Below are 12913 nucleotides of genomic sequence, written 5' to 3'. Positions count from 1 at the left end.
TTAAAATTTACGGTGTTAATAACATTTAATTTTAATGTGGTAAACACATAAGAAATAAGGAGTGGAACTATGGGTCGTATAGGAAACATTATCAATAGAAAAGGTAAACAAGATGCTAAAAGAGGAGCAATATTCACTAAGCATGCAAGAGCTATAACTGTTGCAGCTAAAGAAGGTGGAGGAGATCCAGAATACAATGCAGCTTTAAAAACAGCTATAGATAAAGCTAAAGCTGATAATATGCCAAATGATAATATAAGTAGAGCTATAGCAAAAGGTGCTGGAGCTGGTGCAGGTGAAGACTACTTCAAAAACACTTACGAAGGATATGGACCAGGTGGAGTAGCTGTTATAGTTGAAACATTAACAGATAATAAAAACAGAACTGCTGGTAACATGAGATACTACTTTGATAAAAATGGTGGTAACTTAGGAACTACTGGTTGTGTTGGATTTATGTTCGATAGAAAAGGACAAATATTAATAGCTGCTGAAGGTGTATCTGAAGATCAACTTATGGATGATGCTTTAGAAGCTGGAGCAGATGATATAATAACAGAAGAAGACGGATTCGAAGTTGTAACAACTCCAGAAGACTTCAATATGGTTAAAGATGCGCTATTAGAAAAAGGATATGAATTCGTATCTGCTGATGTAAAATTAGTGCCTCAAACTACAACTGTATTATCTGAAGAAGGTCAAGTTAAATCTATGGAAAAATTAATAGACTTACTTGAAGACGACGATGATGTACAAAATGTATTCCATAACTGGGAAATAACAGAATAGTCATATAAAACATAGTAATTTCAACGTTTTAATTAATGTATAGTTATGATATACATTAAAAAATGAGCTTGATTACGACATACGTTTAAGATTTTTTTAATCTTGATTATGAAATACCTCTTTTTATAGAAATATATAAATTTCTATGAAAGGAGGTATTTTTTATGCAATTAAATGAGTTACTAGAAGAGTTTGTATTTGATTTACAAGCAAGAAACATTTCAATAAGAACTATAAAAACATACCGAAATAATATTAATCAAACATTTGCATACCTAAAAAGTGAGTGTGAAATACATACCCTTGATGAAATAAATCCAAGGCATATTAAAAATTATGCAACATTTATGAAACGAAAAGGAAACAAAGCAAGTTACATAAACAACGTTTATAAATCTCTTAGAGCATTTTTTAAATATTGTAATAATGAAGAATACATAAACACTAATCCAATGGAAAAAGTTAATTGGCAAAAGGAAGGTAAAACAGTAATTGAAACATTTACAGATGAAGAAGTAAAAGAAATGTTGAGTTACTACAAAGGAAGAGATTTTATGAGCATAAGAAATAAGACTATTATATACTGCTTAGTTGATTTAGGTATTAGAGCAAATGAACTTTGTGAAATGGATAGCTTAAATATATTTGAAAACAACTTAAAAATAGTTGGAAAAGGTGATAAAGAAAGATTTTTACCCATATCACCTGTTTTGAAAAAACAGATGATGAAATACGAAAGAGCAAAGGCTAGTTATTATAAAAATAATATCATGAAATATACTAATTATTTTTTATCTTATAGAGGTAATCCATTAACCATAGAAGCAATAGAACGAGTTGTAAGGCTATGTGGAGCGGAATGTGATGTACGAGGTAACATAAGGTGTTCACCGCATACATTTAGGCATTATTACTCACAAAGGCATTTAAAAAATGGACTAGATATTTATACTTTATCAAGATTATTAGGTCATGAAACTGTAAGCATTACAAAAAGATATCTTCAATCAATAAAAGATAGTGAAGTTGTAGAAATGGGAGCAATAACGAGCCCACTAATGAATTTAAGATAGACAATAAAAAAGAGGTGCTGGAAACACCTCTTTACACAAGAACTCAAATCAAAATCGCTAAAAATTTAATAAGAAAATCTTGTACCAAAATTATAACAGTTTAAATTTAAGTGGTCAAGTAGTTGTTAAGAGCAAAAGAGCAACTATAAATATATCATAAGGTGAGTTGAGCCAATGCAAAAAATCAACAATCATAAGGAGGATATTACTCTAGCTACACCGTTTGAACTTATGATGATAGGTGACACCGACCAAGAAAGGGTGGAGAGGAAAATCGTATTTCATAGAAATATGAAATAGCAATATTCTTTACTTATTAGATTAAGTTGTAAGGGCGAGGACTATGTAAAAAGAATATCCGAAAGGTAAAACTAACTAGAGATTGAATGAGCGACCGAGCATGACGGAATTGTTCAAATGTTTTATGTCTAAGTATCATTGACTATTTTTTAGTCTTTGGTACTTAGGCATAACTATATTCATTTCACTCTCTTACAATCTGGAATTGTACTTAGGAAACATTGGTACAAGCTATATAAAAGTTTAAATAATACAAGCAAAAACAAAGAACAGGAGTAGATTACATAATAAGAATATATAGATAAGAAAATAAACTAATTGTGCTACAATTTAAGTAAAATACAATTAGGAGGGGTTTTATGGAATTTCTAGTAGTTTTAAAAGCAATTACAGATGTATTAAAAAATGTTAGTGATACAAGTAAAGACATTGACTTTGGTAGCCAAATAATGGATTTACGAACATCTGCAATGGAGCTTATTGAAAAAAATAGTAGGCTTGCAGAAGAAAATAATAACTTAACAAAACAAGTTATAGAATTAAACAAACAAATAGAAGAATTAAAAAAGCAAAAAGATATGTCTGATAAAATAGAATTAAAGGACAATGGATATTGGATTGATGAGAAAGGTCCATATTGCACAGCTTGTTACCATAAAGATGGTAAACTAATACCAATGACTGAAAATAGAGGGGTAAGAGCTAAAATGAGTTGCTCAGAGTGTGGTCATACATATCAAACAGAAGAGCAATATAAACGCCAAAGAGAAAATGAGAAAGTAATGAGTAATATTAATTCTAGAGGATAAATTTTATATAATAATAAACAACAAAAGATAGGTTAAAAGCCTATCTTTTTCAGTTATATATATTTACTATAAATACAAATTTTTTTAATATATAATTAATTTATCAGATAATTATATAAAGGGGCATAAAAATGAATAAAATATATGGATATGTATATAGAATTACAAATAAAGAGAATGAGCGAATTTACATAGGTCAAGCAAAACATAGTTTTGAAAATAGATATGGTGGAGAAAGCATAAAAAATGTTTATAAAACTACTCATAATTTAGATTTAAAATCGGATATAGAAAAATATTATGATGATAAATACTGGGTAATAGAAAGCGAGTTTGATGTAGCGTATAGCCATGAAGAACTTAACAAAAAAGAATATAGTACATTCTTATTAAGTATATTTGAAAACAGTAAAACTATAAAAAGAGAAGACGTAGAAATAGAATATGATAGTTCTGGAATGTACTATAATAATTCAGATTTTAGACAAGATTATATTCCAAAATTTTTATATAATGAAGTAGCTCCCATGAGAGTTAAATCCAGAGATAGAATTAAAAGATACATTTACACAACAGATAAGTTATGTGTGATGTTTAAAAGTCAACAAACTATGAGAGATTATAAAGAATATTATCGTGAAATAACAGATAAATATGCAACAGATAAATATGATATGAAAAATTTATCAAATGTCTTTGGGGGTGATGGTGGGTATTTTTACATACCTTGGATTATGAAATGGAGAATGATTAATAATAAAGATATACCTAGAATAAAAAATATAAAGAAATGTTATACTTATCAATATTGCTCTGAACAAGGTAGATGGGGATATTATAAAAATGAAAGCAATAATGATTTGTATAGAAAAACATTAGTTACATATACAGGTTTAGTTCATATAAGAAAAAGAATATATAAACCCGTAAGGAGAATTAATATAAGCAGAATAGAAGTATATAAATAAAACCATAATTTTATTTTGGCGTACATTTAAAGTTTACGTCCAAATGTAGAAATGGTACTTACCAAGTATCGTTTCAAATATACCTATACAATGTAGAAACGGGACACAAATTTAAGTTGTATCCAAAAAATATTGGATTTTAGAAACCACAAAATTGCGTTTTCAAAATATTGGATTTAAAAAGTAAATGATAGTATCGTTTTACTTTTTATGGAGGTTAAACCTAAATTGTTGGCAATGCTTTTGGTAGCGTAAAATTGCTCCACCAAAAACTCGGTTGATACTACCAACCCACTTTTACAGACTAAAAAAATTTATAAATATAGGTTGTAGGAACTCGCCTTAAAATACTAATAGTTATAGATAAGTTAAACAAACTATCTTATAAATTATTTTATGGAGGTACAAACCTATGACAATTAAAGAAGTTTTAGAAATTTTAACAGAAGAGTACGGAGTAAGTAAAGCTTTTATGGCAAGAAAACTTGATTCAACAGAAGTATATATGAATATGTTATCAAGAGGTAAAAGGCATGGAAGTAAAAAAATGAAAGCTAAAGTTTTAGAATTAGCACAAAAATATTTTGAAATTGAAGAAGTAATTTAAGCAGCCATTTTTATGGTTGCTTTTTTATTTGGATGGATATCGAGAAACAGATCAATCGTTAAAGGATAATTAAACTAATTAAATGAAAGGTAAATTAATATGAAACTAAGAGCAAAAAATTATACAGAATTTATGGGAGTAAAAGTACCAAATTTAGAAGGTGCTTTTGGAGAAGGAAAAAGGTGTGTACTTGTAAAATCAGTAGCACAAATACATAAAGTAGAATTAAAAGAAATTAATAGATTAATCAATAGTAATATTGATGAATTTGAAATTGGAATTGATATTATAGATTTAAAAATTGTGGTGGGTAGTAATCACCACAAATTAGAACTATTAGGATTTTCAAAAATGGGAATATCAAAGGCAAACAATATATATCTACTATCTGAACAGGGATATATGGCTCTAATTCAACTTATGAGAACAGATAAAGCAAAAGAAATAAGAAAAGAGTTCAGAAGACAGTATTTTGAAATGAGAGAGCAAATAAACAACCAAGAGCAAGAAAAGGCTAAACTATTGCTATCTATTTATAATGGTGGTCAAGAAGGCGTTATAGCAAGTAAACAACTTACTGAAATAGAAACTATACCATTGCTAGAAAAGATACAAGAACAAGAGCCTAAAGTGGAAATATATGAAAGATTTATTGATAATGGTAAAAATATAGACTTTTCTTTACTTGCAAAAACTTTAGGTACAGGAAGAAATAGACTTATGCAAATGTTAAGAAATTTAGAGATACTTCAAGAAGATGAATTTTTATCTAAGGGTGTAAAATTCTATGGAGCAAAACACAATATACCAGAGCAAAGGTATATTGACAAAGGCTACTTTACTGTTAAGCAAAAGGAATTGAAAAATGGTGATTACAAGCCAGTTACACTAATAACTCCTAAAGGACAAGAATATATTTACAATAAATTAAGTAAAGAAGGAATAATATAGAAACAAAAAAACAGGTGCAATTGTACCTGTTTTAACTATTTAAAGGAGTAAGAATGAACAATTTAATAATTGATTACTAAAGTCGTATTAAGTTACGGCTTTTTTTTATTTATATTATATTAATAAATTTTATCCTCAATTAGTAAAAAGTTTTACAGACTTTTTTTAGTCTTTATTAATATAACATAACCGATAGTTAACTTAGGAGGATGAAAAATGAATATTACAAACGAAAATGTCACAATGGCAAATATTATTAAACGAATGGAGAAAATAATTATGGAAAACTTAAATATAAATTATAAAGGAAATATGTGTGAAAACTTTACTAAATGTGGAATGTGTTTAGACTTTGGAAACTATGAATTAATAGAAGACGAATTAATAGAAGAAGTAAAAGAATTTAACGGCGATATATTTGTAATATCAGACGGAAAGTTTATAAAAGGACTTACTGCAAATGAATTTTTAGTATATTATGCGTTTTTAGGAATTTCAAGACACAATAACAACGGACAACACTATATCTATAACAATGATTTGAACTTTGTTAAGCTTGAAGAAGAATTGAAACTAAGTGGTAGATATGAAAATACTATAATGTCAAGAAAAACTATGAAATCAACTTTTGATGAGTTAGTTAAAAAGAAAGTTTTCACTTTAGTAACCCTTGACAATGGTGATGAAGTTTATTATATAGTACAAACAAAAGAGTATCTGTTTACTAGAATGCCAAAAGAAACATATAAAGCCTTTTCAAAAACATTAAGTGGAAACGCTTTAAAAATATATTGTTTTATAAAAGGTAACTTAGACAATATAAAAGCAAATGGCAAAGATATATTATACATGAATAGAAGTACTATTGCACAATCGTGTGGTATAACGAATAAAAAAGGCGAAGTAACTATAAAGCAACTTGATTTAGTAGGAACTATATTAAAAACATTATATAGTTTTGATATTATAGATTATGCTTTAAAAACAAAAGTTGTAGATGGAAAATTAGTTGGAAGATATGAATTTTACGGAGTTAAAACAGAGTTGAAAAAACAAAAAAGATAATAAATTACAGGTGGCATTATTTTTGCTACCTATTTTTTTTATTCCATATTTAATTAAATAATTGTGAACAAAAATAATGATTGGATGTAAAAGTGGAGTTACTAAACATAAGTAATTTCAATGGGTGTAAGTGTGGGTTGGAAACGGGGTATCGTGTGGGTTGGAAACGGGGTATACCTTCATATATTTTGGGTTGGAAGTGGGGTACTTATTAGAACTATTTATTAGAACTTTTTTATTAAAACTAAGTATGCAAAAAGGAAACATCACTTCGTGACATTTCCTTTATTGCACAAAAACTGAAACTGAAAACTGATACTGTTGGGGACACCCCAAACCCCTCAATTCCAAACTGAAAACTGTTTACTATTAATTCTTGTTTCATTGATGAAAGACAAGTTTTAGGAAAAGAGTTTAGAATTTATGGGACAAAAGAAAGTCCATTATTTCTAGCGAAAGATGTAGCGAATTGGATAGAACATAGCAACACTAGAATGATGTTAAAAAGCATTGACGAAGAAGAAAGGGTGTGCGTAAACAATCCTTACGCATTAAAAGGACAACAAGAACAATGGTTTTTAACTGAAGGTGGTTTATATGAAGTATTAATGCAAAGTAGAAAACCGAAGGTAAATTAAATTTACCGTCGGATTTCTAAGTGATGTCAAATCACTTAAAAATTAGATGTGATTTGATATCACATTAGAATTTAGGTGTTACCAACAGTAACATCTTAAAACGAATGAAATTTTAGTGTTATTTTAAGTAACACTAGAATTTAAGGTTACTTTGCGTAACCTTAGAAAAAACAACCCAACAGAATTAGTTGAGAAAGGTTTTAAAAATTTGCTTGATAATTTATACCTTTAATTTGAAATAGTGTTCTGACGGTAGAGGATTAATTGTAAAAAAGGCATATTTTTATGAGAAAGTTTAGTAACAGTATACTTTGAGTATACTGTTGAAATTTCAATGGTTTGATAGTGTAGATGATATGGTAATTTATTTACTAAAACTTTTAGCAGAAATATTACAAAATTAGTTGTACACTCCGTTCTGATAATACAATATATACTGAAAGATGATAATACATAAAAGGAGTGAAAATAAGAAGTTTCTTTAATACATTTATTTTCTTCTATTGAGTTATCTCTTTTTTCTATTAATGCAAAGCCAACCACACCTCCAAAAATAATGGTTGGCTTTATTTTTTTTGCAAAGGAGTTAAAAAAATGTTAAATTGAAATGGGATTAAGTGAAAAGACTGTGTATTGTTGGTTTTCTGAAACAGGAAGTATACCAATTAAAAAATTAGAATTGATACTAAGTAAGATTGAATTTGAAATTGATAAGGATAAATTATTTAACCTAGAAAGGAACTAGATATGAATAAAAAACATTTAAAAGAACAAAGAGCAAAGTTAGAAAAAACTAAAAATATTCTAATGAACAAGCCTATTGAAATGAGGTCTGCAAAAGAGCAAAAAACAATAGATGAACTTGAAGACCAAGTAAGAGCAATAGACAATCAGTTAGATAACTTAAAAAGAGAAACTACGAAAGTTGAGGTAAACAGCATGGAAAAGAACATGGAACAAAGAAAAGCCTTAGAAGGGTTTATAAGAACTAAAGAAGTAAGAGAGTTAAACACTTCAAATGGAAGTGCAGTAATACCAACTTCTATATCAGAAGAAATAGTTGAAAAGTTAGATGAAACTGCACCATTATTTGGAAGAGTAAAAAAATTAACTCCTGTAAATGGTAACTTAGAAATATTAAAAGAAAAAGAAATAGGAGTTGCTGGATTCTTTGGTGAAGGTGAAGATTTAGATATATCAGACTTTGAATTTGAAAAAGTAAAACTTGAACAACGTAGAGCTGGAACTGTTGTACAGTTAACACAAAAATTAGTTAATGATAGTGGAATAGATATAGTTGAATATGCTAATAGCCTATTAGTTAGAAGATTGGCTAAAACTTTAGATAAAGCTATGATATTAGGTACAGTTGAAAGAGAACAATTTGAAGGTTTAGTAAATGCTCCTGAGGAATGTGAAGTTGCACCTTTAGGTGGAGAAGTTGGAATAGATGATTATATGAATTGTTTAAATGCTATGCACCCAACACTTCAAGAAAAAGCAATATGGGTTGTATCAAGAGCAGAATTTAATAAATTATCTCTATTAAAAGACCAATTAGGACATTATTACTTAACAAGAGATATAATAGATGGAAAACCTCAATATAGATTATTTGGTTGTGAAGTGGTAGTATCAGAAGATATGGCAGAAGTCGAAGGTGTTCAAGCATACCTAGTTAATGTTGAAGAGGCTTTTGGTGGAATAATCAAAAAGGATATGGAATTAAAACATATAAATGCAGATACTAAAAATGCTTTAAGAGGTTCTGTAACAATGATATTAGATGTTTTTGCAGATGTTAAAATTAAAAATGAAGAGGCTATAAGAGTTTTAAAAAATGTAGCTTAATGATAGATAGGGCATAAGAGAAGGCTCTTTTTTTATGCCCTTTTTTATTTTATGAAAGGAGATAAATCCATTGAAAAATATAGAACTAAGAATGAATAGTTTTAATGTTATTGAAAATGATGAAGATGGAAAATTGACTGTTCAAGGATATGTTAATGAAACAGGCAAACAATCACACCTTTTAGGAACTAAAAAGAAGTTTAAAGAAATTATCCAAAAGGGAGCATTTACAAGAGCATTAAAAAAAGGTAATGATATACATTTTCTTGCAGAACATGATGAAAATAAAATTTTAGCAAGTACAAGGAATGGCTCATTAACATTAAAAGAAGATGAAAAAGGTTTATTAATGACCGCAGATATTTCAGATACTTCTTATGGAAGAGATTATCATACTTTAATCAAAGACGGTATTTTAAGAAATATGTCTTTTGGATTTACAGTTGATAAAGATAAATGGAATAAGGAAAAGGACGGTACATATACAAGAGAAGTAAATGACCTTACTTTGTTTGAAGTATCAGTAGTTACTAATCCTGCATATCCACAAACTACAATATCGGCTAGAGGTTTAAATGTTCTTGAAGATGTAGAGATACCACAAGATACAGAAGAAAGAGCATATATAAGTGGAGTGTGGGAAGATAGAGATATTTTAAATACGGCTTTAAATATAATTGGAGATGTTTCCACTTTACTTCAATATAACAAAAAATCAGATGTAAAAGTTGTAGATGGAGAAGTTGAACAATCTTTTAATGGGATAGTTTTATCTTGTTCAGACATTATATCTAATTTAAATGAAAGCATAGATTTAGAGTAACAGATCCATTGTTATAGAATACTTAAACAAATTATAAAAATAGATTTACCAAAAGGGTGTACCATATTACAGGTATGCCTTTTTTAATGCAAAAACAAGGAGAGATTATATGGGAATATTTGATAGACGTAAAAATAGAAGAAATATAGAATCTGCCGTAGAGGGGAATTATAGTTCAATATTTACGAGCAGAGGAAATAGTATAACAGTTTCTGAAAATAATATTACTGAAATACCTAGTGTTAAAAATGCTTTAGATTTGATAACAGGTGCAGTAAGTAATTTACCAATATATTTATATAAAGAAAATGAAGATGGAAGTATAGAAAGACAACGTGAAGATTATAGAGAAAAATTGTTAAATGAGGAATGTAATAACATGGAATGTTCTAGTAACTTAAAAAGGAATATGACTAAAGATATGCTATTACATGGCATAAGTTATAGTGTTCAAGATAAAGAATATGGTGATATTTTAGGATTGTACAGAATAGAGCCAAAACAAGTGCAATTGAACAAGTTAATTGATAAAAAAGGATTTATAAAAGATTTAACTGTTAACTATACATTAAATGGAGTTTATGTAGAAGACTTAGAAATTGAGGATTTTCTTATAATACCTTACAACAGTAAAGATGGATTAAGGGGCAAAGGAATATTATCTACAAACCAAGATATATTAGGTCTTATGCTATCAGAAATAATATATCAAAATAATGTAGTAAGTGGGGGAGCTTTACCTTTAGGATTATTAGAAACTGATGGTAAGTTATCAGAAATTACTGCAAAAAGGTTAAGAGAGAGCTGGGAAAATGTATATGGTGGACTTAAAAATAGTGGTAAAACAGTAATTCTTGAAGAAGGACTTAAATATAAGTCTTTAAGTTTAACTCCAAACGACTTAGGACTTTTAGATAGTAGAAAGACGCATACTGAATTATGTGAAGAAATATTTAATCTTCCCAAAGGAATGTTATCAAATTCAACAGCTATTCAGAATGAAGCGTTCTTAAAATTCACATTGAATCCAATTTTATCTTCTATTGAAAGTGCATTAAATAAAACTTTACTACTTGAAGAAGAAAAAGAAGAGGGTTATTATTTCAGATTTGATGTTTCTGAACTTTTAAAAGCTAGTTTTAAAGAACAAGTAGAAACTATTTCTACTGCAACGAAAAATGGTCTATTCACTATAAATGAAGGTAGAGCATTACTTGATATGAAACCTTTCTTGGATAAAGACTTCTTATTATTAAGTCAAGGAAATGTAAAACTTAATGCAGATGGAGTAATAGAGGTTTTCAATACTATTGATGTAAAAAGAGATAATAATACTGAATAGTGATTAAGATAGATATGATATAGAGCCATATATATGAGTATATGTGGCTTTATTTAATTATATATAGGGGGTTATATAGGTTGATTGGGATATTAAATATAATAGTTAAGGCTATTGTTGTATTAGCTTATATATGTTGTATATATGCGTATAGTAAATATACATATAGATTTATATAGGGGGTTAGTTGATATTATGGATATAGGTATAAAAGTTATTATGATATTAGCCTATATGTTGTGGTATATATGCTTAGATTTATACAACAATTAAAATTGAATATATATGACTAATAGAGATGACCTAAAAATTAAGGTGGTTAAATATTGGCTATCAATCAATAGTAACATAACTATATTAAACATATAGATAAGTGATAATAAAGTAAAGGCAATGGAGCATATACCTTGTGTAGTATGTGACAAATAATATATTGGGGTGATAGTATGTTAAATAAAGATAGATGTAATGATTGTTTTAAATTTGCTAGTAATGACAATAGCTTAGGATATAAAGGTAAGCTATATTTAAGTAAGTATGATTGTTGTGAGATAGGTAAGATAGTAAAGGATAATACATATAGCAAAGCGTTTAATATGTATGCTTTTGATAAGGATAATAATTTAATTAATTACTATGATAGTAAAGATATAATATTTATTAGTTTATAAATGTTGTACGTTAAACATTCAAATATTGTAATAGGTTGAATGTGGGTTTCAATATCCCCCCTATAAAAATTCAAAAACTTTATTGGGGTATCTGCAGACCAAGGGGGTAGCTATTTACAACAAATTCAATTTTGATGCCCAACAATAAAAAAATTGAAAACACAACAGAAACATTGAAACGACTATATTTCTTATTGAAAATAGCCGTTTTTTTGGTGCTTTTTGCCCCTTTTTTAAAATATAAGATACAAAGGAGTTAGGAATATATGAATATAGGTTTAAAAACAGCTATGGTTAAAGATTTAGAAAAATTAGGATATGAAGTATCGCATTATGATAAAAAAGTTATGGATATAATTGTAACTCTACACAATCAGATAAAAGAATGCGATAAAGAATTAAAAAATGAAGGATTACTTGTTGAAGTTGAAGGAAAGATAAAAGTTAATCCAAGATTAGATGTTAAATTAAAGTTATTATCGAGTTTAAAAACATATCTTGGAACATTCCCATTAGATATTAAAACTAAAATGACTATACTTATAGAAAATCAAATAGATGAAGAAGTATATGGAGCAGATGAAAGTTTTGCAGATGATTTAATATTGGAAATGTAGAGGTGATATTATGAGTAAATATCTTAAAAGAAAAATTCATAAAAGAGCCAACATGAAACAGATAATTAGTGCAAAAGAAAACCAAGAGCAATTATTAAAATCTCCAATAGATATAGTTATGGAAGATATTGAAGTTGAAGGTTATTGTAAGAAAAATATTCAAGTTGGTATTAAAAGTAAAAACTTTGAATTAGTAAAACAGAGTTTAGAATTATGTAATTGTTTCAACTGGTACAATTGCAATGGTAACGGTGGAATATGTCCTTTATTGGATATTAGAATAGATAGTTTCAAAGACATAGTTCAAAATAAAGAGTTATGTCGATTATTTAAATAGGTAAATTATTAAAGTAAATATTTTTTTTACTTTTATGTGGCTAGAGCAGAATTATGTTCTAGCTATTTTTTT

15 protein-coding genes are annotated in these 12913 nt (G+C 27.9%); all 15 read left to right on the top strand.

Annotated elements, in window-relative coordinates; translation table 11 throughout:
- Positions 1 to 69: 69 nt before the first annotated feature.
- Complete coding sequence (locus TVTCOM_RS17840; RefSeq protein WP_434797596.1) at positions 70 to 789, top strand: YebC/PmpR family DNA-binding transcriptional regulator; 720 nt, start codon at positions 70 to 72, stop codon at positions 787 to 789.
- Between the two features lie 164 nt (positions 790 to 953).
- Positions 954 to 1862 (top strand): tyrosine-type recombinase/integrase, encoded by a 909-nt coding sequence (locus tag TVTCOM_RS17835; protein ID WP_434797595.1) that lies wholly within the window; start codon positions 954 to 956, stop codon positions 1860 to 1862.
- Positions 1863 to 2521: 659 nt separating this feature from the next.
- Complete coding sequence (locus tag TVTCOM_RS17830; protein WP_434797594.1) at positions 2522 to 2971, top strand: hypothetical protein; 450 nt, start codon at positions 2522 to 2524, stop codon at positions 2969 to 2971.
- A gap of 131 nt (positions 2972 to 3102) precedes the next feature.
- Positions 3103 to 3939: a hypothetical protein gene (locus TVTCOM_RS17825; protein ID WP_434797593.1), complete on the top strand. Its 837-nt coding sequence runs from the start codon at positions 3103 to 3105 to the stop codon at positions 3937 to 3939.
- A gap of 412 nt (positions 3940 to 4351) precedes the next feature.
- On the top strand, positions 4352 to 4546 hold the full coding sequence (locus tag TVTCOM_RS17820) for a hypothetical protein (protein WP_434797592.1): 195 nt from the start codon (positions 4352 to 4354) through the stop codon (positions 4544 to 4546).
- 99 nt (positions 4547 to 4645) lie between these two features.
- Complete coding sequence (locus TVTCOM_RS17815; RefSeq protein ID WP_434797591.1) at positions 4646 to 5497, top strand: phage antirepressor KilAC domain-containing protein; 852 nt, start codon at positions 4646 to 4648, stop codon at positions 5495 to 5497.
- A 216-nt stretch (positions 5498 to 5713) separates the two neighbouring features.
- Positions 5714 to 6562, top strand: a complete 849-nt coding sequence (locus tag TVTCOM_RS17810; protein ID WP_434797590.1) for a hypothetical protein — start codon at positions 5714 to 5716, stop codon at positions 6560 to 6562.
- Positions 6563 to 6921: 359 nt separating this feature from the next.
- Positions 6922 to 7200, top strand: a complete 279-nt coding sequence (locus TVTCOM_RS17805; RefSeq protein WP_434799766.1) for a BRO-N domain-containing protein — start codon at positions 6922 to 6924, stop codon at positions 7198 to 7200.
- A 607-nt stretch (positions 7201 to 7807) separates the two neighbouring features.
- Positions 7808 to 7945: a hypothetical protein gene (locus TVTCOM_RS17800; protein ID WP_434797589.1), complete on the top strand. Its 138-nt coding sequence runs from the start codon at positions 7808 to 7810 to the stop codon at positions 7943 to 7945.
- Positions 7946 to 7947: 2 nt separating this feature from the next.
- Complete coding sequence (locus TVTCOM_RS17795) at positions 7948 to 9051, top strand: phage major capsid protein (RefSeq protein ID WP_434797588.1); 1104 nt, start codon at positions 7948 to 7950, stop codon at positions 9049 to 9051.
- A gap of 70 nt (positions 9052 to 9121) precedes the next feature.
- Entirely contained in the window at positions 9122 to 9874 is a 753-nt protein-coding gene (locus TVTCOM_RS17790) for an HK97 family phage prohead protease (RefSeq protein WP_434797587.1), read from the top strand.
- Between the two features lie 109 nt (positions 9875 to 9983).
- Entirely contained in the window at positions 9984 to 11216 is a 1233-nt protein-coding gene (locus TVTCOM_RS17785; RefSeq protein ID WP_434797586.1) for a phage portal protein, read from the top strand.
- 446 nt (positions 11217 to 11662) lie between these two features.
- A complete protein-coding gene (locus TVTCOM_RS17780; RefSeq protein ID WP_434797585.1) occupies positions 11663 to 11887 on the top strand; it encodes a hypothetical protein in 225 nt (74 codons plus the stop codon).
- Between the two features lie 266 nt (positions 11888 to 12153).
- A complete protein-coding gene (locus TVTCOM_RS17775; protein ID WP_434797584.1) occupies positions 12154 to 12504 on the top strand; it encodes a P27 family phage terminase small subunit in 351 nt (116 codons plus the stop codon).
- Positions 12505 to 12514: 10 nt separating this feature from the next.
- Positions 12515 to 12841 carry a hypothetical protein gene (locus TVTCOM_RS17770; RefSeq protein WP_434797583.1) on the top strand — a complete coding sequence of 109 codons (327 nt, stop codon included), beginning with the start codon at positions 12515 to 12517 and terminating at the stop codon, positions 12839 to 12841.
- Positions 12842 to 12913 lie beyond the last annotated feature (72 nt).

It is taken from the genome of Terrisporobacter vanillatitrophus, from assembly GCF_051148895.1.
GTDB lineage: Bacteria > Bacillota > Clostridia > Peptostreptococcales > Peptostreptococcaceae > Terrisporobacter > Terrisporobacter vanillatitrophus.
Note: the sequence above shows the minus strand (reverse complement) of the source record. Positions and strands in the feature narration are given on the sequence as shown.

Bases quoted from the DNA above. Each gene is read 5' to 3' on its own strand.
- TVTCOM_RS17825 (WP_434797593.1), top strand. From the start codon at position 3,103: ATGAATAAAATATATGGATATGTATATAGAATTACAAATAAAGAGAAT.
- TVTCOM_RS17800 (WP_434797589.1), top strand. From the start codon at position 7,808: ATGGGATTAAGTGAAAAGACTGTGTATTGTTGGTTTTCTGAAACAGGA.
- TVTCOM_RS17780 (WP_434797585.1), top strand. From the start codon at position 11,663: ATGTTAAATAAAGATAGATGTAATGATTGTTTTAAATTTGCTAGTAAT.
- TVTCOM_RS17785 (WP_434797586.1), top strand. From the start codon at position 9,984: ATGGGAATATTTGATAGACGTAAAAATAGAAGAAATATAGAATCTGCC.
- TVTCOM_RS17820 (WP_434797592.1), top strand. From the start codon at position 4,352: ATGACAATTAAAGAAGTTTTAGAAATTTTAACAGAAGAGTACGGAGTA.
- TVTCOM_RS17830 (WP_434797594.1), top strand. From the start codon at position 2,522: ATGGAATTTCTAGTAGTTTTAAAAGCAATTACAGATGTATTAAAAAAT.
- TVTCOM_RS17815 (WP_434797591.1), top strand. From the start codon at position 4,646: ATGAAACTAAGAGCAAAAAATTATACAGAATTTATGGGAGTAAAAGTA.
- TVTCOM_RS17840 (WP_434797596.1), top strand. From the start codon at position 70: ATGGGTCGTATAGGAAACATTATCAATAGAAAAGGTAAACAAGATGCT.
- TVTCOM_RS17775 (WP_434797584.1), top strand. From the start codon at position 12,154: ATGAATATAGGTTTAAAAACAGCTATGGTTAAAGATTTAGAAAAATTA.
- TVTCOM_RS17770 (WP_434797583.1), top strand. From the start codon at position 12,515: ATGAGTAAATATCTTAAAAGAAAAATTCATAAAAGAGCCAACATGAAA.
- TVTCOM_RS17835 (WP_434797595.1), top strand. From the start codon at position 954: ATGCAATTAAATGAGTTACTAGAAGAGTTTGTATTTGATTTACAAGCA.
- TVTCOM_RS17795 (WP_434797588.1), top strand. From the start codon at position 7,948: ATGAATAAAAAACATTTAAAAGAACAAAGAGCAAAGTTAGAAAAAACT.
- TVTCOM_RS17810 (WP_434797590.1), top strand. From the start codon at position 5,714: ATGAATATTACAAACGAAAATGTCACAATGGCAAATATTATTAAACGA.